Source organism: Paenibacillus sp. L3-i20, assembly GCF_022180385.2.
Classification (GTDB): Bacteria; Bacillota; Bacilli; order Paenibacillales; family Paenibacillaceae; genus Pristimantibacillus.
On the sequence record NZ_BQME02000001.1, the window covers coordinates 914,085 to 938,347 of the forward strand.

Annotated in this window: 13 protein-coding genes; 2 read left to right on the plus strand and 11 right to left on the minus strand. The window is 41.6% G+C overall.

The window, feature by feature from the left end; genetic code table 11:
* Positions 1–12: 12 nt before the first annotated feature.
* The gene (locus MFF31_RS04515; RefSeq protein ID WP_238186915.1) at positions 13–897 is read right to left on the minus strand and encodes a carbohydrate ABC transporter permease; all 885 of its coding nucleotides are present in this window, start codon (positions 895–897) and stop codon (positions 13–15) included.
* A gap of 26 nt (positions 898–923) precedes the next feature.
* A complete protein-coding gene (locus MFF31_RS04520) occupies positions 924–2,279 on the minus strand; it encodes an ABC transporter substrate-binding protein (protein WP_238186916.1) in 1,356 nt (451 codons plus the stop codon).
* Positions 2,280–2,461: 182 nt separating this feature from the next.
* On the opposite strand from MFF31_RS04520, the gene MFF31_RS04525 reads away from it, so the two are divergent.
* Both MFF31_RS04525 and MFF31_RS04530 read left to right on the plus strand, forming a co-directional pair.
* On the plus strand, positions 2,462–4,267 hold the full coding sequence (locus MFF31_RS04525) for a sensor histidine kinase (protein ID WP_238186917.1): 1,806 nt from the start codon (positions 2,462–2,464) through the stop codon (positions 4,265–4,267).
* Positions 4,260–5,600, plus strand: coding sequence for a response regulator (locus MFF31_RS04530; RefSeq protein ID WP_238186918.1), 1,341 nt, complete (start codon positions 4,260–4,262; stop codon positions 5,598–5,600). Before MFF31_RS04525 ends, MFF31_RS04530 begins: the two co-directional genes overlap by 8 nt.
* Before the next feature lie 179 nt (positions 5,601–5,779).
* Here MFF31_RS04530 and MFF31_RS04535 read toward each other — a convergent pair whose 3' ends face one another.
* The 9 genes from MFF31_RS04535 to MFF31_RS04570 all read right to left on the minus strand — a co-directional run bounded on the left by MFF31_RS04535 (position 5,780) and on the right by MFF31_RS04570 (position 24,260).
* Positions 5,780–9,628: a TIM-barrel domain-containing protein gene (locus MFF31_RS04535; protein ID WP_238186919.1), complete on the minus strand. Its 3,849-nt coding sequence runs from the start codon at positions 9,626–9,628 to the stop codon at positions 5,780–5,782.
* A gap of 122 nt (positions 9,629–9,750) precedes the next feature.
* Positions 9,751–12,651, minus strand: coding sequence for a glycoside hydrolase family 66 protein (locus MFF31_RS04540; RefSeq protein ID WP_238186920.1), 2,901 nt, complete (start codon positions 12,649–12,651; stop codon positions 9,751–9,753).
* An 82-nt stretch (positions 12,652–12,733) separates the two neighbouring features.
* The gene (locus tag MFF31_RS04545; protein WP_238186921.1) at positions 12,734–13,168 is read right to left on the minus strand and encodes a hypothetical protein; all 435 of its coding nucleotides are present in this window, start codon (positions 13,166–13,168) and stop codon (positions 12,734–12,736) included.
* 1,233 nt (positions 13,169–14,401) lie between these two features.
* Positions 14,402–14,671: a contact-dependent growth inhibition system immunity protein gene (locus MFF31_RS04550; protein WP_238186922.1), complete on the minus strand. Its 270-nt coding sequence runs from the start codon at positions 14,669–14,671 to the stop codon at positions 14,402–14,404.
* Between the two features lie 14 nt (positions 14,672–14,685).
* A complete protein-coding gene (locus tag MFF31_RS04555) occupies positions 14,686–15,177 on the minus strand; it encodes an RNase A-like domain-containing protein (RefSeq protein WP_248565397.1) in 492 nt (163 codons plus the stop codon).
* A 375-nt stretch (positions 15,178–15,552) separates the two neighbouring features.
* Complete coding sequence (locus tag MFF31_RS04560) at positions 15,553–16,101, minus strand: hypothetical protein (RefSeq protein ID WP_238186924.1); 549 nt, start codon at positions 16,099–16,101, stop codon at positions 15,553–15,555.
* A 13-nt stretch (positions 16,102–16,114) separates the two neighbouring features.
* On the minus strand, positions 16,115–22,678 hold the full coding sequence (locus MFF31_RS04565; protein WP_238186925.1) for an S-layer homology domain-containing protein: 6,564 nt from the start codon (positions 22,676–22,678) through the stop codon (positions 16,115–16,117).
* Between the two features lie 4 nt (positions 22,679–22,682).
* The gene (locus MFF31_RS25160; RefSeq protein ID WP_282570419.1) at positions 22,683–22,814 is read right to left on the minus strand and encodes a hypothetical protein; all 132 of its coding nucleotides are present in this window, start codon (positions 22,812–22,814) and stop codon (positions 22,683–22,685) included.
* 507 nt (positions 22,815–23,321) lie between these two features.
* Positions 23,322–24,260, minus strand: a complete 939-nt coding sequence (locus tag MFF31_RS04570; protein ID WP_238186926.1) for an NAD(P)-dependent oxidoreductase — start codon at positions 24,258–24,260, stop codon at positions 23,322–23,324.
* Positions 24,261–24,263 lie beyond the last annotated feature (3 nt).

Here is a 24,263-nt window from a genome sequence, read left to right on the forward strand (position 1 = left end):
CCCTCTGCCCTCTCAAAGCTCATATTCAGACTTTCGTGTGAATCGCAGAAACAGTGCAACAGGAATCAAAATAATGACGAATAAAATAATAGCGACTGCCGTAGAGTATCCAGTAAAGCTTCCATACAGCATTCTCAATATATAAATACTGAGTGACTCGGTTGCATATCCTGGCCCGCCATCGGTCAATGCAACAATAATCTCGAACACAGACAAGGAGCCGATAATGTTTGTTACGACATTGATTTTGATCGATGGATACAGTAATGGCAATGTAATGTATCGGAGAGATGTCCACTTGCCCGCTCCATCGATAGTCGCTGCTTCATACAGATCAGCGGGAATTCCTTGAAGTCCCGCCAAGTAGACAATCATGGTCATGCCGACGTATTGCCATACGTTGACGACAATAAGAACAATTAGGGCTGAAGAGCTCTCGCCGAGCCAATTAACATCGAGGAATCCAAGGCCGATGTTCTCCAGCACATAAGCCACATATCCACGTTCCGGCTGAAGAATGAAATACCAGATATAGCCCATAATGAGCGGGCTAATGACAGCAGGCAGGTAAACCACTGCTCTAACGATTCCTCTGCCAGCGAGCTTCCTATCTAGAAGCAGCGCATACATAAGTCCGAACAAATTGAGCAATGGTGCGCTTCCTAATGCGAAATAGATCGTAATTAGAACATCATTTCGTGCTCGATCGTCTTTAAAAAAGTCTACGAAATTTTGTAGCCCCACAAAGTTTGGTGCCGTTATACCATTCGAATCCGTCAAGCTAATACCTATGCCCTGCGCTAACGGATAGAGGAAAAACAAGCCAAATAGCAGAATTGCTGGCACAGCCATGAAATGATGCAGGTTGCCCCACATTTTATGAAACATTGTACGCATCGTTTCTCTCTCCTGCCGTGTGATCGCTACTTATTCGTGGCACTCCAAGCTTTATCCCAAGCTGCTTTATAGGCGGAGGCAAAGTCACCCGTGCTCTTATACTTACCAGCAAGCAGCTCTTGCACTATGCGTCCAGCATCATCGCCCGAGAATCCTGATGGTGTATCTGTAAAAGCAATATTAACACCCGATTGCAGCGCTGCCGCAGCTTGATCCTTGAGCGGTCCCCAATCTGCGCTTACATCCGTAAAGGCTGGCGGTGATTTCAAAAATTCGCTGTACTGCTTCAAGTTTTCTGGCTGGAATAAAAATGCTAGAAACTTCTTAGCTTCCTCTGGATGCTTGGATTCCGATGTAATGGCATAAACAGAATCCTCCGCTGAGAGTGTAACAGGTTTTGTTCCGTCTACGATTGCAGGGAATGGTGAAAATCCGATGTCAGGAGCAATATTAGGATTCAGTGTCAATAAATCTCCAAGTACCCACATTCCTTGGCTGAACAGAGCCGATTTCCCAGTAACAAATGCTTCTTTCTGATTGTCGTAAGTGGCTGTTAACGCATCCTTATTAATCAAACCTGCTTCCTTCAGCTCCAGCAATCTTCCTGCAAATGCATCGATCCCGCCGCCTGCTGCATCAAATGTAAGCTTTTCGGATTCGTTATTAATAAATGCTGTACGTGCTTCCGTTACACCGAATTGTTGTTTAATAACACCATGTGCCATGAACTCTATGAGATGACCAAGCGTCCAAGAATCTTTGCCTGCTAGAAACATTGGCGTCATATCCGGCTTTCGATCTTTAATCGTTTGCAGGTTGCCCTTGAACTCCTCCCATGTGTAGGCTTCCTTCAAACCCAGTTCCTCAAATACCCGTTTATTATAGAAAATACCTGCCATCGTTACATTCGTCGCTGCTCGGAATTGTTTGCCTGTCTTAATATCCGTATTCAATTCCTTAATTGCAGGCAGAACGCGGGACCAAAAGGCTTCGTTAGACAGGTCTAAATATTTACCCTGATCTACATAGTCCTGCGAATACACAGTTGTAATGTCTGGAATGTCACCCGAGGCAAATTTTACTTTAATCACATTGCTAGCATCCTTCTGGTATTCTTGCTCTACATTAATATGAGGATTATCAGTCTCAAACTTGGCGATCAGCTCATTCATCAGATCAACCGTCTCCACTTTTCCTGTAAAAAATTTCAGCGTTACTTTCTCCGGCGGCTTCTCTGTCTCAGGCTGCCCCGCAGAGGCGGTTGGCGCTTGCGATGAAGCGCTTCCAGAACTGGTCGGCTCTTTCCCGTTCGAACTACATGCTGCACTAAGCGCCAAGATGAGCAATACGCTCAGAAACCACACCATTCTGTTACGGATCAATGTGTTTCCTCCCCTGAGGATATAATTGTGCTACTGTTCTAGATTAAAGGTAAATAACCTCTCAATGAAATACCGGATTTTAGTGATTTGGGTACGTTTTTTTCACATTGCCTTTACAATTGCTTGGGATGATCCTATACAATATAACTAACAGAACCCAAATCGCTTGAGAGGAGTATGCGATGAAATCTTTCCTCCCCTTCAAGAGTTACCGTGAATGGAGCATTAAGCCCAAGCTGATTACAATAACTAGTCTGCTTTTGCTTGGATCTGTCTTTTTTGAATCCTACTTATCCTATATACAGTACACCCGTGACTTTCATGAGCAATCCTCAAATAAAGTCCAACAAATCATTGAGCAAGTATCACTAAATATTGATACGTATCTCGACGACCTCTACAGACTAACCTTGTTCCCATACCGCAACGGTAGCTTTATGCAATCTCTTGAAGAACCAACTGATCATACTGAACTAGCACAGCTAGAGAAGCGTAGACGAATTGAAACCTTTCTTGATGAAATGATGATATTCCCACGTGAAGATATTCTCCGTGTCTCGATCGTAACAGACGACATCTACTCCAGTGCGCGGCTTCCCACTAAGCTCATTCCTGATGAACGTATGGAAGACTACGACTGGTATAGGCAGGCTTTGGCCTCCCAACAATATGTTGTCGTGCCCGCAAGCAAAAATGAATTTAATCCTAGTGGTAACGTACAACTATTTTCGGTGGTTAAACAGCTTAGAAGCATTACGAACACACAGAAGATTCTAGGCATCATTAAAGCTGATGCTAACTATAAAGGAATAATAGATATCGTCGAGAGAGCAAAGATGGGTCAGAACGGCGGATTGTTTATTTTGGACGCTCAGAATGATTTCATCTACGCCTCAAATGATGCTTTCAAAGATACTGTACTCGCAACTGTTCAAATGGAGGGGAACATGAAAGGCGGCTATCTTTTGAATACAACCGTCATTCCAAAAATGAATTGGCAGATTATCGCGATTAATTCTGTAAACGAGATGAACAGCGAAGCGATACATACGCGCAATCGAACCTTATTCCTCTCCATCGCAAGCGCATTGTTAGCTATTCTCGTGCTCATTGTTTTTATTCGCCATTTCTTGAAGCCACTGCTAGCTATCGTCAAACTAATGAAGGATGTGGAAATGGGTAGGCTGGACGTCAGCTTCCTAAGCAATCGCAGAGACGAAATAGGTTATTTGGGAGCAGCATTTAATCGTCTTGTTGGTCGCATAAATGAAATGCTTCGTGAAAATACCGTACTCGTCAAGGAAGTATATGAGTCGAAGTTACTCCAGCAGGAAGCGCAAATCAATGCGCTATTCAGTCAGATCCGCCCGCATTTTATTTTCAACACCCTCAATCTCATTAGTCTTTCTATGCAGTCGGGCAAGCAGGAAAGGGCAGTTGATCACATTAATGCGCTCAGCAGCCTCCTTAGAGCCATGTCTCAATGGGACAAAGAAATGCCGCTTCAAAAAGAAATTGAATTGCTCCACGCCTACTTAGGTATTCAAAGCAGTCGCTTTGAAGGTCGCCTTGACTACAGTATTACGATTCATCCGGAATTATACAGCCTTCCTATTCCCGCACTTCTACTACAGCCCATCGTTGAAAATGCCGTTCTGCACGGATGTGAACGCAAAAAAGGAAAAACGACGATTGTTGTTACAAGCTACAAATTAACCGATTCCTTACTAATTGAAGTTAAAGATGACGGTTCTGGTATGGATGCTGACACCCTTAGCAGTCTTCAGCAAAAGGTCGATGGATTCTATGATACCGAAAGCCCGGGCAGTAACCATACCGGTATCGGTCTCATTAATGTAAATAAAAGAATCAAAGTAAAGTACGGAATTGAATATGGATTACGTATTGCTAGTTTGCCGCAAGCAGGGACGACAGTTACCTTGTCCATTCCTTACCTACAGATGGTAAAGGAGGCTAATGATGTATAAGCTGCTAATCGTTGATGACGAACCACTAACGAGGGAATATATAAAGTTGAATATTCACTTGCTTCATAATCAGTGGATATGTGCTGGAGAAGCTTCGGACGGGAAAGAAGCGTTGGACTTGATAGAGGGAGGGGCAGCCTTCGATCTCATTATGACGGATATTAAAATGCCCATAATGACTGGCATCGAACTGGCACGAAAAATATCGCTTAAACATCCAAAAACTCGGATGATCATTATTTCAGGCTATGACGAATTTTCTTTGGCGAAAGAAGCTATGCACTACGGTGTTCATGATTATTTGCTGAAGCCGTTAGTACGCGAGGAACTGGTGTCTGTGCTTGGCACTGTCGCTTCTGAACTCGCAGCTGAACAATTAAAACAAGACGCTTATCGCTCCCTCGTTTCCTTATCAGAGGAATCACGAGAACAAATTGCTAGAAATGCGCTGCGAGCCATTATTACAGACAATTATATCGAAACTAAAGTGTTGTATCCGATGCTGCATCGGCTAAAGATTAGCTTGATTGAAGCAGAAGGGGCAATCATGATCGTTGACCTTGATGATGCTGAACTTCGAAAACGAGATCTTTCATTAACTGATCAGGCTCTATACCGTTACATCGTCCATCAGACAGCAGCCGAGTTAACCGTTATGAATTCAGGTCAAACACTCTTTGTCGATAACGATGGGAGAACAACACTGCTCATAACAGGTGAAGATGGGAAAGATGTCGGAGATCACTGCCTGCTGCTATTTCAGCAATTATCAGAGGCTATTCGTCATATGACAGGTCTACCCTTATGGGGAGCTATCGGCACGCCGGAGATCGATGTGCTTCAGCTTGCTGCTTCCTATAAATGGGCTGATACTATTTTAAAAACAAAACGCTTGAAAGGACCTCCTTCTCTTCTCTCCTCCAAGCATGGCAACAACGAAACTTTCGAAGATTCGAAAACAACAGATAAATCGATAATCTCGCCTCAATTCGCAATGAAAGAGGAACATGAAACGATTACGAAGGTTAAGGAATATATTTTTGATCACTTTGCTGAACCACTTAGCCTTGCATTAATTGCAGACAAAATGCGAATGTCACCTGGATACTTAAGCAGCTTATTCCATCAACAGACCGATGAGTCCTACATTAAATTTCTGACGCGAGTTCGAATGGAACATGCGGCAACATTGCTGCGGAAGAGACCTTCAGAGAAAGTATATGATGTTGCAGAGAAGGTTGGTTACGTGAGCGTCAAACATTTCTCATACGTCTTCAAAGGACATTTCGGCATGCCTCCCGGTGTGTTTCAGGAGAGGGCGTTGAGGCAATAGATGAATGACAAAGGGTGTACTCACTTACTCGTATTTCTGTTCTACGAATAAAAGATTGCCATCTTTGATTTCAAATAAATATGTCAATTTTGAAACACCAACTCATTCATAAAAAGAAGGATGGTTTCAAGGGATCAATTTCTTCCGCTTGAATACCATCCTATTTGGCTTTGCTACATTTACTGCTTCCTCACCCGCACATCATCGACGTGGAGCACGGTTCCGCCCGGGGAGTCGATATAGAAGCCTACGTCGATCACACCACTCGTTACATAAATATTGCTGATCTTTATATACTTCCAGACACCGTCGTTCGTAATGTTTTGCGTCAGCAACGTCCCGCCATATGACGAAATTTCGGCTCTTGCCGTCGTTGGATTGGCATACTGCATACGGACTCTCGCTTCGAACTCGTAATTGCTGTTGTTAACTGGTACGTTGATGACTTGATGAATGCTTTGTTTATATGCGCCTGCGGAATATAAATACGCTCGTTTATCTTCTGTCCACGCAGAAGAAGGTGGATTCGTTCCTGAACCGCTATCAATTCCGTATGCAAGCGCTTGGCCGCTTGGATGCCACTCTGTCCATGCACTGCCATAGCCCGTTTCCCGCTCAAAGTCCCCATTATCAAGTAAATTCCGTTCTGATTCTGGTGTACCAGGAGCTGACGAAGAAACTAACAACCGATCCACGTTAGCATTACCTGTGTCTGCGGAATCGTAGCGGAAAGCAATCGTATTCGAGCCGGCATTTAATGCTAGGGTTTGGGTTGCATCCTGCCACGTATCCCAACTGGTCCCCGGGCTTGTTAAGCTAACTTGTGCTACGTCTACACCATTCACATAGGTGCTAAGCGTTTTTGTGCTGCCCGAACCATTTGCGTATCTTAGCGCAACGCTGTAATTGCCTGCTGAAGGCACATCGACATTAAACTTCACTTGTGCTCCTACCGTCGTTAATGCATCTACGAAAGCTTCACCAGTATAGAACTTATGGTTTTTATTCGTTGCTGCTCCGCCCGAACGTTCCGCACTTTCTGCTTCGTACTTGCTTGCTGTAGGAGCAAACGGCACCGTAATATAATCTACATTCACACTGCCTGTGTCCCCAGCATTATTGTCATATTTGTACGTAATGGCATTGCGTCCTGCTGCCAATGGAACACTTTCGCTTTTCGTAGACCATGTGCTCCAGTTCACCAAGCTTGGAAGATTTGTACTCTTCACTCGCTTGCCGTTCACGTAGATGCTTATCGTCTTTGCTGAGCCTGTAGCGTTCGCATATCTCAGATCTAGCGTGTAGTCGCCGCCTGTCTTCACATCTGCATAAAAGGTTGCCCCCGCACCGGCTTGATCTAAACCGTCGATGAAGCCCGTACCTGTATATCCAGCATGGTTATTGTTGACTTTAGCTTTTGTCCCTATTGTATTGCCCGACAAGGATGCTTCTTCTGCTTCCAACTTTACTGAGGTTGCTGCAACTGTTCCATTTCCAGTAACGACGATAGTTTTGGCTGATGTGCTCGCTGCTGTTACTTTTACATAAGTGACTAAACCATAAATGTCCCTGCCAGTAGTCCAGCCCTCTCCACTAGCAGCTTGCAAAGCATTTAAATCTCCATAAGAAGTAAGGGATGTGCCGTTGCTTGTAACGGCTGTGCCCGCTTTGCCATGAACTTTGACGATGTATGACTGAACCTCAGGCGTGTATACACCGGATTTCGCTGCAATACCTACAGTGACGCCACTTCCACCATTGTCCTGAGCTGTAAACGTCTGCTTAAAGTGTTCTCCACCTTCATAATCATAGCTAGTACCGTCATCTTCATAGTAAGTGAAGCTGGTAGCCGTCGTATCTGGGAACACATCAACATTCACTTTAGAAACTGCGCTTTGACCAATGTAGTCCTGTGTTTTCTGTGATGGAATGATTGCCCCCTTCTTAATAAAGAGCGGAATATCTGACCAAGTCTCTGCATTGACGGGATACGTAATGTTCTGACCACCTGCATACGTAATCCCGCGGAAATAATCCGTCCATGTTCCCGCCGGCAAATAAATATTTTTGGTCGTCTGCGACTGATCGACAATTGGAGCTGCAAGTAGATAATCCCCGAACATCCATGCCTCCGTATAGTTGCTTGCTGCCGCATCATTTGGGTAATCGAATAGTAATGGTCTTACTAAACCATTGCCATTTTCCAATGCGCTTCTCTCATACGTGTACATATATGGGATTAAGGAATATCTGAGCTGGATCGCTCCCTTAGCCGCTTCCTCAGCTGTGTTCCCGTAATACCACGGCTGCCGTTGATGCTGGAGATTGCCATGTACACGGAATACGGGAGTTAATGCAGAAAATTGCAGCCATCTTGCATACAACTCTGGGCTAGGGTTGCTGTCAGACGGATTGAATCCACCTGCATCCATGCCCCACTTCGGCTGACCCATAGCGATCGAAGAAAGCATAACTGTGCGCTGCTCCTGCATGCCGGATGCCCAACTAACTTTCTCTCCTTTATAAAATTGTGCGCCAATATCGCCAGACCATAACGTTGTCGCATAACGTTGAGCGCCAGGGTAGAACGTTCTCGCCGTCTGCCATACACGTTGCGCCCCACTTGTATATGCTCGCTGTCCTTCGTACATCGCCTGCGATAGATGTGTCGTTGAGAAATTACCGAACCACCATTGTGCGGAACCGGAAGCTACTTTATCCGTTTCATCGTTCCACCAGCCTACAATTCCTTTATCGTAAGCATCCTTGGAATGATCCCAATACCAGGCGCGCATAGCCGAATTATAAGGATCGATACTTCTAACTAACACAGGTATAAAATAGTCAGAGTATTCGCTATGCCCCGGATACCAATAACCGCCGCTATTTGCATCGTTATATTGACTAGTACGGTTGCCTCTCGCATCCATCGTGACAATTCTAGGCTTTGTAATGCCAATTAGCTTCACGCCTTTAGCATCCATATGTGTCTTCAAGGCAGTTCCAGCCGCAGAAGGAAAGTTATGAGTGTTCCAAGCAAACTCACCGTAAGCCGTCTCGCCATATTTTTTCCAATCGTAATCCAACCCGTACGCATCAAGCGGAATGTTTTTCGCTCTATACGTATCGGTCATCGTCGCCAATTCTGTCTGATCCATGCCCCATTCGAAATTCATAAAACCAAGCGACCACTTCGGAAGCAGCGGCGACTTGCCCGTTATTTCAGCCACTCCTGACATAATTTCCTTCGGATTGCCTACAATTGCGTAATACTCAACATCCGTCTTACTGTATCGCCTGCCTTCCACTGGTGTTCCGCCGTAATAGAACTCCAGCTTCCCACTAGCGTCATCGGTATACGGATATCCACCATCGCTGTCTACCAAAATGCCATACCCAGCTGTCGACCACATAAGAGGACCACCGGAATCTCCTTGATTGCCTGCGTGTGCGGGATGGCTGTTGTTGTTGCGAATTAAATCAGGTGCATCTTCATTTGCATTATAGCTGCGAATACCATAAATATTATGACCGCTGGCATGCTGGAATCTCACGCCATCAGAGAAAATGCCGCCGCCTGCTGGCTCCCATAGCAGCGTCGTTCCATCCGCCTTCTTGATCGTTACTCTCGTTGGAGTTTTAGTAATTTCCACACTCATCTTTGAAGTGGTAATCGTAATGGGGTTACTCGCCGTATTAATCGTCGCGCCTACAGTGCTCCACGTTTTGTTCGGATCGATCATAGGCGTATCGTTGCTTGGCGCTACATTATTTGGTCGATACGATACTTTCACGATATCATTTTGCAAAACATTAAAGATCAGAATGTCATCATTAGGCTCCGCACCATTATCAACAGTGAGCGTTAACGTATCAGCTGACGCTGAGAACGCAGTTACATTGCCAAGAGCAGGTACAAAAGCAGATACAGGTACAACTGGAACAGATAAAAAAGTTGAACATAAGAGCGCAATAATAATTCCATAGATGGCTAAACGCTTACCACGAATTCTACTTGGAATAGACATAATAACTCCTACCTTTCCATTGATGGGTTTGAGGGGATAGAGTGACAGTTTGCCGAAGAAAGTTGCCACTCCCTATGGATCGCATATTTCCTATTGAGGGATATAAATTTCTGGGTCAGATGTTAATTGACTGTAATGTGAAAATCAGTACCTTCCCACCTATCCACACTACTCTCCAGCACGCCGTTTCCATTGTCATCCCATAGGAAAGTGAAATCGACGACTGTTCCAGCGGAGAAAGGCCCAACCGAGATTTCATGATCTAGTAAAGCCTTACTTGATCCGTTTGGTCTCATCATGGAATCTGTCTTGCTGGTCCATCCGTTCACACCTTGATGAGCCCATCCCGATGCGCCAGTAAGAAATGTAATCCGATAACCTGCTGGAACTGTCGTCAGTTGACGGTCGAATTGCCATACATACGTTTTATCCAAATCTAGATGATCCAAATTAATAGCACCTGTATTGGAATTATTTTTCCATATTGTTATCGTATGAATTCCTTTCTTCAAAGAGACCGTTAACTCTGAAGTAGACCAGCCGCTCCAGCTTCCTGTGGATGGGAAAGCGATTGTCCCAGCGTAATTGCCGTCTACGAAAATATCTCTTGTGGCATTCGTTCCGCCATTCGCATAGCGGAATCGCAGTACCTGATCATCATCTTGTGCGGCTGATACAGTGAACGTAACGCCATCATTGTCTGAGAAGTTGTCGACAAAGCCGGTTCCCGTATAACCTACATGGTTCGTGTTCACACCAACGTTTACTTTCACACCTTTTTCCGCTTCATAAATATCATTTGTTGGGGTAGCGAAAGAGCGTTTCATATAAATCATGTCCCAATATTGCAGCGATGGCAGTGTGAATGCGACGTATTTGCCCTTGCTATCTGTACCCGTTGAATACGTTAACGATTGTGTCGCACCCATTGCAATATCTGGCGAAGCGACATAAACTCCTGATACCGACTCCCCATTGCCGATGTACACTTTCGTCTCTAAATTTGTTAGCGTTGTTGGAGTGATATCCGAATTTCGCCAGTCGGTATCTGTACTATTTTTCAAATTGATGAGGTGAACGATGTTGTAGTTGTCGCTTTGCTTCATAAAACTCCATATATTGCCCGCTGTGCCGCTACCTGAAACGGGCTGACCCGTAATTTCAACAAACTGGTTGCCAGAATCGGTATTAAACACATCCTTATCAAACAACAAGTTTTCATATGCCGTAATAAAATTGTATTGATCTTTTGTCGCTTCCTTTAAGCTATTTCGCATTTGCTTCGCTCTATTTGGGAAATAGGGGTGACCTAACATTTGATCGCCTTCACCCATCTCAATTCTGGAAGCGCCAGCCGCTGCAATTGCCGCCCCTGTCAGCCTTACGGAAGCATCATTGAACGTTCCCAAAGTTAAGCTATCGAGATTGATAAAACCTGTGTCGTTTGCTTCTTTCGCCAGCTTAACTGTATGTGTGCCAGCACTTAGCCAAACGGTATGAGAGGCATCGAACTTCCACGTTCCCCAGCTGTTTTGATCGAGAAAATTGCCAACCTGCTTCACAAAAGATCCATCCACATATAGACTGCGAGTGTTGTTTGTTCCTGTATCATTGCCATAGCGGAAGACAAGCCCATACCAACCTTCTTCTGGTGCATTAATCGAAAATTGGACGTAATCTCCGGTATCGCCAAAGCCATCTACGAACCCGCTTCCGGTATAACCTGTATGATTCGTATTCGTTGTTACTCCGTTCAACGATGCTGACTCTGCTTCATAACGAGTACCTGTGTTTTCTTCAAAATTCATGTATGCAGCCAGTACGACCGCCTTCTGCCCGTTATTGCGCTTCGCTTTGTCGATCAGCGATTTCAGCTCGATATAGTCGTTAGCTCCGCCCCATATCTCGGTATATGTGAAATCGTAATTCGCGTTTTTCGTCACATCGTCAAATGCCCAGCCATTAGCCGCGCCATCCACATTGTTAAACGTCAGTACCTTATCTGACATGCCATTGCTATTGAGATTGCTCCGTAAATTATTAACGAAGCCAGAGAAGCTATTATCTAGATCAACGACGTTGCCATTGTAATCGTAAGGATCAGCACGTTCACCCATCTGATCGAGATGGATGCCATCGAACCCTGCTGTCGTGATCATATCCCGATATTGGCCGTAAATATAATTTTGCCAGCCTGCATTAGCAGGATTGAACAACCATAACCACGTATCCGGATTATTGTCGTCGAAGTCAAAACCTAGCTGACTCAAATGTGCGGTATCTGAATACATTGCCCATTGAGGGTTAACTCCTGAAATTGCTTGATAATTGTGGAGCGCTGCGTATGTCATCGTGTATGGCATAGCAGCCGCGTTGTAGTTGTGCATGGAGGAAATCAGGTTTTGGATCGTTGGCCAATACATCGTATGTTTGCCACTCCAATCGGCCCACGAGTTGTCGACCGTCCCGCCTGTTCGTTTAATATTGTTCTCATGCCGCCACATCCAGTCATACAACTGAAATGCGTTCGTATGGTAATCTTCTACGGTACGTTTCACCCTTGCATCCGTAACCGATGCACTTTCGGACGGATATTCCGTAATGTAGCCGTAACGTGGAAATCTGGTCCACTTACTGGATACGTCGACGGCTGTTGCCCCTTTGGACGATCCAGCAGTAATATTTACAAAATAACCCTTATAATCCGTGTTTGGTGTTGTCCAAGTGAAGTTAACTGTGGTAGAACTTCCGTTAGGTAAGTTAATTGGGGTGGAGGTAGCGTACACTTGCGTTTCGAGGTGATGGATAGTCAAATTCACATTTCCGCTAAAAGTAGTTCCTGTGTCATTCTTTAGTTCAACCTTAATCGTTGCGCTTGTTCCGGGATTATACCTCGCTTTGCCCGTATAAACCCGCTTCACAATTCCATTAGCAGCAGCATGAACAGGTGGTGGCACTATACTTGGCAGTACAACAAAAAGCAGCAACAGTACAAGCCCCATACAATAACTGGCTCTTCTCACATCGACTCTCTCCCTTCAAAGATAGAATAAGATGCACTTTAAGTGTATGCTTCCTACTCTATTGAAAGAAAGACCGAAAAATTCATATAACAGTGCGCTTTTTATCGAAGCTGTCCAAAGTAATTTCCACAACGGCATAACTAAAACCAATAATCCCAAATAGGAGTACAGCAATTCCTCCATTAAGTCCGTAGCTTTCAATGAAATAGTCGTCGAATAATACGTGAAATACAACAATACCGCTTAATGAGAACAAGACCGTATAACTAATCATTCGCTCCAACGTGGCTTTGAGAAATGTACGAATAAAGATGGATAGAGGCAATAATGTAAAGAAATAAGCAGCAGCTGAAAATATGACAACAAAAAAAACAAAGCTAACCCCTAAATTATTTAGACCATAATATTCCGTAGTCGTAATTTTATCTCCTTCGACGATTTCGAGTCCAATAACAGCTGTACTAAATAAAACGATAAACACAAACCACATTAAGCTATATATTTTGAATGAATTCATCTCTTCACCGCCTTATAGAACTAACCTATTAGACGCTAATATGCAATATTTAGTTGCGGTGGAAACGGATGTATCCTCATTTGTGAGGATTGTTGATACATTCTTTTGCACATATTTATTATCAGGTCATTACATTCATGAGCTTCGCATTCCGATTCAATAACGCTTCATTCATTTGTAATTATCATTCTGTTCCTTATACGACGTTAATTCAGATATAGTGGCAACATTGGAAATACTCGATAAGACGGAGACGGTGCGATATTTATAGTCATTTATCACCACGACAAAATTATCGCGAACATCGCTTAGTTCAATCTTAAATTTTGTATCAATTGAAGCTTGTAAGTTTCGTGCTTTAGTATTTTTATTAACGTAATTAAATCCTAAGATTATTAAGCCAAGAACAAGCAATGAGATAACGTAAGTACAGTTCTTCAACCTGCAACACCCTTTAATAATCTTATTCTAGAATAGCGATTGGAATTTCAAAAGCTACTTCACAACAAACAATACGGTTGTGGCATTATCTTTCAATGGCTTGAGCCACGAATAGAAGTGAACTAAGTTATTTGAATAACACTCGATTCATAATGTGTTCTTTTTCTACTTTGAAACGAAAGTTAAATACTCACATAATCGTAGTCGAAAGGGATTAAGAAATCTCAATATACGCATTTAACTCTACTACAATACAGACAATCAAATCTTGTACATCTTCCACAATTAGACCCAAATTTCGTAATATATTAGGGGGAAATATGCTAGCCTTCACGTTGCATTACCTGTTCTATGTCAACTGGCACGTTACCAGATTGTATTTGCACAGTAATCATTGGTTCATGTCCAAATCATTCCAGTATAAATCAATAATTCATAACCTCACTTGAGACTATAGTGGTTGGGCTATCTATTGATTTCGTTTCAAAACCTTTATCCGCTTTATAAATCGCTTATGGCTTTATCTACAGACTTCATTTATTTCGGAAAAACCGAGAGAAAACAAAGCTAATGTATTTGACTCTAAATGCTGTGGTATCTGATGATTTTGAGGGTTACTTGGAGATGATCACCATTTCAGGTAGGTTGCACTGCTAAAGCTTAAAAGAGTACGTACATCCATATTCAGAAGAGTTTCATAGGGAGATAATGAGGATAAAGATTCATTCGGCAACGGTCATAGGTAAACAAAGAAAGACCTTGAGGATTGCCGCCTCAAGGTCAAAAATAACATTATTTAGTCATGTTTAGTTGCAAAGTATCTATAAACCACTTTAGCTTGTTGAAAGCCATGTTCCGCATTCCATACTTCCTGACAAACTCATGAATAAACTCCCAATTATCCAAGCGTTGAATAGTCTCCAGTTCGGCAATAAGCAAAGACTGATTTTTTGCCGTTTCACTATTTCTAAATTCAGTAATCAGTTGCTCCAACTCATCATAATTCGCACTGACATTAAAGTAGCATTCAAGAAAATATTTCAGTAATTCATATCTTTCCACCTAACGCCCCCACTTTACTTGACTATTGGAAATGCCGTTATTATTCTAAATCCAAGCTCTTGATTTACATCTTTCACCACTACTATACGAGAATAATTTAAATCATATTTCACAGTTTTCTTATCCTGTAATACTCCTTTTCCAATAGCGTTATCATGCTTCACATCAAACACAACCCTTGCTTTTTCCGATTCATTTACCCACTTCACGATTCCATCAGCATTTTTCCGTAAATTTTCTTGAACCGACCTTATCGCAGTGCTCTTATCAGTAAACGATGTTGTGGCTTCTACATCCTCTTTGTTTGCCCTCTTGATAAGGTCTTCATTTGTTTTTGAAACGTGTCTTTCAAGAGTGTGTCCACCTGCTTCTTCCATCTTATCGAGAATGTCATTTCCAACTTTTCTAAGTGCATCAGCTGTTAGACAACCACTTATATTATGAACCCAAATACCTAAATCACTGACAAAGTAAGTATGGAAATCTTCAACAATAAAGCTATACATCTTGACCATGTCATCATGCTTAAAAATCTTGATGTTGTTAATCGTCAAGGTATTTCCATTGCTCTACTGTAACTTATCACCTATCTGCAAGTATGCCGCAAGAATCCAACCTCTACCCTCAACCCAGAATGGATGGTTATCGGTTGTTTCAATGACTTGGTTACCTACTGTAAGTTCATAGATAATTTTCTTATCATTTCGATAGAGATATGTGACTTACTTGTAACCCTACTCCCTATCTCTTTATTCTTGGAAAGAAAACAATCTCCAACTTCAATGTCTTCGATATTTTTCTCTCCTTCGTTAGTTATAAACTTAAGTCAAAAAAAGAAAGGACGGCAACTTTTTTGTCGCCGCCTACAAGAGTATTACCTTTTAAATTTCCTCAACAGATTCTACAAGATCAGGCATAACTTGTTCCATAAAGATAACCGAAAAATCATCAGAATGGTCATGAAGTCCATGAGATAAAATAAATTGAACTCCATTATCCATAGTAAAACAAATACCAACTTCATTAGGTAGGGACTCATATTTAACATTATGAATAACACCCTTCATTATGCTTACCCTTTGTATTTTTTTATGCATTACTTTGGTCCATTCAAAATCACTATAGGTGTTGTCTAACGAGTCTATCCCTTCTCTTTCTTCTTCATGCTCTATTCTTCCGACTGGCCGAATTGTAACTGAGTTTATCGATGGGTTACTTCCTACAGCAACTACCAACCCACCCGAACAATAAAGGAACACAGGTCCAGTAGTAAATGAAAACACTGCCTCTGGGTTTAAATTATATCTTTCTACCGCTTCTTTACCGGTCCATTCTGAATTTCTAACCATCTTCTCAATATTTCTCCCAACCAATTGTTTTAAAAGTTCCAACTGACGTGAAGGTATTTTGATTATTTCGTCGCTACTCATTAAATCACCCTTTCTACAGATTATTTTCAGCTGCTTTAATTAGTAAGTCTATTGTATCTAGATTTGATTTAGAAGGTGCTGTATTTAGTAATATATCTAAAGGGTCAGCAATAACTACTCGTCCATCCTTCCCAATGAGAAATTGCAGGTCATGAATTCGAATTTTTTTATCAATCATTAATTTCCTTATTTTTTTCAGGTCTTCGATACTTTTCTTATTCAGCAGTTTAGATTGACCTACTATTTTAACCACACCGTCTATAGTTCGCACAACATCTTTCGAACCTAATTCAAAGCGATCCATGAGCATAGCTGGTTCCCCGTCTACGGTCATTCTCTCTGGGTTAACTGTAGGCAATCCTTGTTCATTTATTTTCTTTAAAAGTGCAATTTCATTATCAATTACATTAGAATTAATCCCAGGTTTCAGTACTCCAACTGCTTTATCCTTACCATAAGCATATACATTTTTGTTTCCCCCTGAGCCTAGTTTGCTTCCTAAATCCGAGAGCTTTAGAACCAGACAATTATGAACCCAAATCCTAAGATCAGATACAAAATATGACTGAAAGTCTTCAACCTCAAAGTTATAAACCGTTGCTTCCTGTGCCTCTTTCTCAATCCCGTCTATTGCTAGCGTAGCCCCGTCACTCGTTAGAAGCAAGTCTCCGACTTTCATGTCCTTAACTTCTGTCCATCCCTTGCCATCAAGCCAGAAAGGATGTTCAGCAGTAGCTTCGATGACTTCATCACCGATATGAACCTTATAGATTTCATCAGCCTGTTTCTGGAACAGCCCCACGACTTCTTTATATGCCACTTCACCAGTCGCATCAGACTTAGCGAGAACCTTATCCCCTACCTCGATTTCCTCGATAGGTTTCTCCCCTTCGTCTGTGAGAACTTTCGTTCCAGCAGTGAAACAATTACATGGAATCGTATTATTTTCAAATACTTTGTTTCTTGTACTAGGAACTTCGTCCACTTTTTGCAGAGCCCTATTGAGTAATACGATTCCTTTAGCACTTAATTTTGCCGCTGCCCCTGTCACACTAACTACGGAGACTATGACTATTAGAAGCTTAGCTAAGTTCTTTCCGTATTCTTTAGCTTCTTTATAGGTAGGCTTATCTTTTTTATTCTTACCCCATATTTTGCTTGTATTATGTTTAATATAGTTGAACGCACCCACATACTCTGTCTTTAAATCGTTCAACATATCTCCTAATATCTCATCGCCTTGCCCACTGACAATTGCTAATAATAGTTGATAATATTGAGGTATCGTTTCGCTATAAAACTTAGGGTTTAATGGACACAATGACCATGCTCCGCCTATAATCTCCATACCTTCTTCTATAACTTGAACAAGCATACCTTCCATAATTCCTATCAATGTTTTTAAATCGAATAAATTTGACGATGCATTATTGTTTAAGCTTCTATTGTATTCGTCTATCACTAACCCATTCCATGCAAATGATACCCACGCCGCCGTAATAATACCGTCAAACTTATAGTTAACTTTAAATGTATTAACATGAACTGCCATAATACCCTTATGAGGGATAGCATGTTGAAAAAATAAAAATGCATTTACTAATGCTATAGAATACTTGCCATCTGCTTCTCCATTAAAGATTTTATAATGATCCCTAAGAACGATTTGAATTTTTTTAATAAAATCCGTACTTACACCAGATCCACGTGAAATAATCTCCTTATAAAACTTGACCGAATCTTTTTCGAACCTGAGATTCTGTTCGTACATAAGCAAATGCCCATGCTTTTCGATCTCTCTTCGTCCTAAATCATATAGTGCCTCATACGTTAACGACATAATTTCATGTCTTGGTCTTGCGACTATAGCTTCCTTTACATCATTAGAAACGGAATATGGTAAAATAACCACGTTTGCAGTACTATATATTTTGGAAGCCGACACTTGGCCTAAATCAGGTGCAATAAAATGCCAAGTGTCTCCTGAATCTGCTGGTCCAAGATAATCTAATAGTGCTTTCTTCGTACTAAAAGATTTTACTTCCTTCGTCACCACTTCTCCCGTTAACCTCTTAGACATCAAATCATTCCGAATAGACCGAAGTTGACTTGCGATATGATTATTTCGATCAGTTAGCTGTCTGACGCCAATAAGTAACTTAGGTTTAACTGGAGTATCTCGATACTTATTAATTAGTGTTTGTTCTGCTTTTTTCGCTTCTAAGTAATCTTCTCCGTTATGGATTTCTGTCCATTCCAATCCAAGAAACTTTGGATAACTACGAATGGCATTTTGCTTTTCTTCAATGTTAGCCGTTCTACCTACATACAATAGTTTCCCACTACCCGGTTCAACAAGGCCAAAAACGATATGGTTTCGTTTTGATGATGACTGCTTAATAACACCTAAATCCGGTTCTATGGAATAACGAGTTACTGTTCCATTGCTTTCCTTATATTGAATGTAGAAATAACGATCAAAGAACTTTTCAAAAGTTGCTGTCCCATCTCCACAGCCTCCCGGCACATAGCTGCATGGGTTGTTTCTCATTCGCAATCCTTCAATTGCATATTGATATCGATATTTTTTGTCATCTTCATTACTTGAATCGCTTAATATCCACCAAGCTTCCATATAATTAATGAGCTTATCAAACGATTCTTCATTCATTACATATTCGTAGCTCTCATAAGGCGTTATTGGTAACGTTTTTAACTCCTTTTCATAGATTTGTTTTAGCTCGTTGCTTGTTAAATCATAGCTATTAAAAATGGATTGTTTACCTCTGGGTCCTTCATCAGAATAAATTGTATTATCTACATAATTCTCAATCCCTATCTTCTGATTGATCTTAAGTGGGTTAATAACAACGCCTTCTCCAAATTCAGAATCCATAAGACTAATGTTTGCATTCAGCAACCATATCTTCGCGTCATCATCTGTGGAAGAGAGAATATAATCTGCATAAGTCGAAATGACTGAATTTAACACATCGATGAACAAGCGAATTTCACTTAAGTAAATAAGAAAAGTACTGCGGTCTCCCTCCCGCAAATCATTGTGATAGTTCATAATTCTATTGCTGTACGCAAGCAAATCAGTTTTATAGTTCTCTGCTTTGATAATGTTTTCCTTATAAACATCGATAGATTCTGTTTTCAGATCAACAATCGATTCAAGTTCTGCATAAATATCACGAGCAAACAAACTGACCACCTTGCTGTTTGGATGATCAATTGCCTCGAAGAAACCGCCATCTACACTGTTATAGAATTGGAGATATATGAGTTCAGCACCATCAGTCAAACCGTCTCCATCCGTATCTTGTTTATCAGGGCTCGTCTTGACTGTGTATCGATATTTTCCGTTAAATCCTACACGTATGCCTTGTTTCTCCAGCAAGTCGGGTAGTCCATCTTTATCCGCATCCTTCTGGTCAATCGCCTCGAAATAGGATACTTTAATGTTGTCCATTAGCACAGCTGTATCGTAATCTGTATCCCCACGATCCCATACTCGATATTGAAAATGCAGGATTCCTTCTCCTGCATAACCCGATACATCTACACTTGCGCGCTTCCAACCTGTCATATAAGCAGTTTGGTCTCCGCCGTCCAAATTGAGCTCCTCAACAGCTTCCCACTTCGTTATCGTACTAACTGTTTCTTTGGTGAGCACTTTTTGCTTGCCATCAGCTGCTTCTAGAATGACTTGAAACTCATCATCATATTCAGTATCAAGCCACTCCATTGGTTCTTCAGACAGAATGTTATAGTCGAATAATATAGATTTGGCTCCAGCAGGAATCTCAATGCTGCGCTCCATATAGCTGTCCGAATTATTTACAGAACCAAGTCCTGTACTAATAATAGCCATTTGTTTGCCTTGTGTTGGTGAGATGGACCCTAACTTAGCAATAGCTCTGACATCGCCTTCCCTAGTCCAGCCAGCGAAATCTCCCTCTTCAAATGAAGTATTGAAGAAAGTATTCGTTAAGCTCACATGGGCAGACCCCATCAATTTGATGCTTTCTTTTCCAGGCAAGTCGCTTGAAAGGACGCCCTCATAAGCTTGGTCCAAAGATTTTTTATCTGTCACAAGCGGTAGGAATAACTTTCTTACGATGGCTTGATCATTCTTCACCTCAACATAATCTGAGTAACCAAGATAAGATAAAGCACCCAACCCCAAAAAGGTACTGGCGAAACTATCATTTGCAACACTTAAACAACTACCATTAAATACAATAGTACTTGGAAGTGCTTTGTTATAAGCAGATATAAACGCAGGTGTAATAGCGTAATAACCATTCATCTCTACTAATCTGCCACTCTTCATATCCGTCTCATAGATATTTAGATTCGCTGCAGTCGCTTTCTCTCCCGTTAAGAACAATTGCGTCTTATCCTCCGCTGATCCAAACAATTCTCCATGTGTGTCGAGTATAATAACGCCATATTGACTGAGCTTCTTAAAGGTTTCTACCGTCACCGCTTCATCCTTTAAACGATTCACATTATAATGAGCAGATTTAAAGGCATCCGATATATCATCGTAGGCTGCTGAGGTCAGTCCTTTGCTAGCAAATGGTGAAGCGATGAGAACATTGCCACTTCCCACTGTTAATTCTCCTGTCGAGCTTGGCGCAGGAAAAGAAGGGCTTGTCCCTGATGCGGATATTCCAGCGAGTTCTGCTAATTGTGCCTCCGGCAGAGTGATAGCTCCACCCTCGATTGAACCCTTTATACCTGATTTATTAACTAGAATGCCGCCTCGCATACCGTCTACACTTTCATACCAGATACTCCCACCTTCGGGAGATACACCTGCTGCTTCTACGTTCGGCTGCTTTAATAACCAATCCACAACTTGTTTCTTATTCGTAGCATCTTGTCCTGATTGCCTCACTACCTGATCAAGTGCTTGTTCTCCCAGGTCAATAAATTGCTGGTGCTGTTCCTTTGTTCCACGATCTACGGTTTCAATTTTCACTTCATTGCTTGATAAAACTCCGAAATGGGTGTTTATAACAGCTTGATACATTACTTCTCCTGTAGAATCTGCATCCAGTCTAATCTTCGTTGAATATATACCGTCACTGCCGATATCATCGCCATTATAGAGATTGCCATCGTCATTTAAGACGGCTATCTTCTCCTTCTTACCATCCTCATGAATGCGATACAACAATAGATCATTTTTTACATATTCCGTGTAGAAAGGAACGGTGAATGTAACGGTGTGTGGTTCCTTAACGAAAAGCAGCTGATTCGAAACTGCCAACTCTCCTTGAAATGAAGCAAGATCATTTCTAATGAATATCCGTTTGATGGTGGAGCTATTTCCTGCTTTATCTTGTGCTGTAATAATGACTTCATTTACCCCAGAGGTAAGTGCTAGTCTCGGTATACTCCACTCATTTGTACCTTGGGCTACACTGCTGTAGGATGTATCTTCACTCTTAATCGTATAAGAGATACTTTCTACTCGTTGATTGTCAAAAGCAGTACCACTTAGTTCAATCTCAGATTCTGATACATAAATCGTCTCTGATTGATATTTATTAGCCAGTTGTAGCTCTGGAACTCTAGCATCTTTAATGATAGTAATAGCATCCGTAGATTTATGATTTTCCATATCTGTCAAAGTAATCGAAACTTTTGTTTCCTCACCATTTAACGCAATGGATGGAAGCTCCCAACTCTCCTTTAACGCAATCTGTCCAGTCTGACCATCACTCGTTTCATAGCTGATCGCCTTCAGCGATCGTGACTTTGCTATTCCTCCTAATGTTACTTGACTCTCACGTGTCATCCATTGGGAGCCAGATGTAGGTGAATTGATGATTAGAACAGGCTTATCTTCCGAAATATCTGCTTCTAACGGGAAGCTCGGATTAAGATAATTTTCTTCTTTCTTATTTTCAGTTATGTTAATTGAATACAGTTTTGCGTACCTTTCGAGAACAACTAATGTCTCTGCTCTTGTAATCAATTCCTTCGGTTGGAATGTTCCATCGGGATAACCATCCATTAACTGATCATTTGTCACTTGTTCAACTGCTGTTCTTGACCAATTAGCAATCTGATTCGCATCCGTGAAGGAAATTTTCAGTTTGTTCTTATTAACCAATGGTTGCTGCTCGTTCATAAGTCTATGAAGGATAACAGCAGCTTCCTCGCGAGTAATGGAAACATCGGGTCGAAATATCCTATTATATCCTTGGATATATCCACTTTTCTGCCCTATTGCTATGTCTTTGGCATACCAAGCTGTACTAGATACGTCTCTAAATTCAGCGTCGTATACTCTAGGATTCAAACCAAGACCTTTATTTACAAAAGTAACAAACTCTGCACGACTTACATCTTGATCTGGTTTAAAGCTTCCATCTTCATAACCATTGATCGTCTCGTTCTTCTTCGCCGCAGCAACCGTTTTTTCAGCCCAGTGACCTTTAATATCTATAAAGTTCTCTCCAACTAGCTTCTCTGCTGCACTAGCAACAGGTGGAGGAGGCAATAGTGTAACTAATATGCTTAAAATAATGATATATACAATAAATTGTTTCCTCACTCTTTCACCACTCCTGATTCACTTTATTAGTTGCAAAATCCTTGTCCAGTTCATCTTGAACGATATTCGATGATATTGGGTTAAGTAGACCTCCTTGCGCTACTCCTTCGGTCACTGGTTCTATGTGCTCGTTCATCAATAACTCCTGTTGTCCTTATTGGCTGGCATAATAAAAAAGACGAATCCCGTATACAGTGTTGGGTTCGTCTTGTTGTGTTTAGAAAGCGACATGATTAGCAATTCATGTCGGTTGTGTCATGTTACCAGCTCAACACATTCGCCAAAAACTGTAAAATACCCTTTTATTTTTATGTCGTCGACAAAGGTTCTGTAAAACTCATAAATTATGACAAAAAATTACACATGTTCACTCTTCTGATTTTTTACCTACAAACAAAAAACACGCTTGTATGACTCAACAGTTGAGTCACCTAAGCGTGTTTTCTATTTATTTTTCCGAAGCCGACAAAGGTTCTGTTAATCCGAAAAATATAGACATAAAGCTACAGCATTTTCTGCGATATTACTTTCACTTTGGTTATAACCGAAAAAGAAAAAGAGATGCTCCAAAGGTCACATAACCTCTGAAACATCCCTCAACTTCTGTATATTTACATGTCATCTCATTCTCAACCATAAATCATTACACTGTATTTAAACTATTAAGAGGCGTATCGCCCTGTTCTACTCTCCTAATGTTTTGTACAAAGAAGCGGTATCTTGTTTCATGGAACTTCGTTCCATCCGGCATACCTGCTGTATGAGGCGTCAATATAACATTGCTAAGCTTTCTAAGCTCACTGTCTTCGCTTAATGGCTCCACCGTAAATACGTCTAGACAAGCGCCGCCGATAACGTTATTTTTGAGCGCATCGATCAAGTCCTCTTCACATACGAGCGGTCCTCTAGCGGTGTTCACGAGTAGCGCGTTCTTTTTCATTTTCGCCAAAAAGGCTTTATCCACCATATGTCTAGTAGACTCGTTCAAAAAGATGTTAATCGCAATCACATCGGAATTAGCTAGCAATGTGTCTAGATCAACTAACTCAACATCGTCGCTTTTGATGTTTTTGTTCGTGTCATACGCAAGCACATTCATCTTAAACGCCCGTGCCAGCTCAGCTACTCTGGAGCCGATAGCACCAAAGCCGATTGTGCCGATCGTCTTCCCAAACAACTCGCCTCCGACATAATCCAGCTTTGTTTCGTCTGCCCCGTTCTTCAAAGCCCCATCGAGAAATGGAATGTTCTTATAGTAGCTAAGAACGAATGCGATAATATGTTCCGCTACCGCATTTGCATTAACTCCGGCTGCATTGCTGACCCATATGCCTCTAGCTGTGCAAGCCTCGATATCAACATTGTCATACCCCGCGCCTGTTTGAACAAATTTGAGTCGATGCGCTTTATTCAACAATGGTCCATCTACCTGGATATGCTCTGGTATTAATACTTCTGCTTCACCAATGAATGCTTCGATATGCTGCGGTTCCACAATAGTAATTGTCCAGCCCTTTGGAAAAGCGCCTGTCACTCTTTTCTTGGACGTATCGTTAAAATAACCTGTTATTAAAACATTCATCTA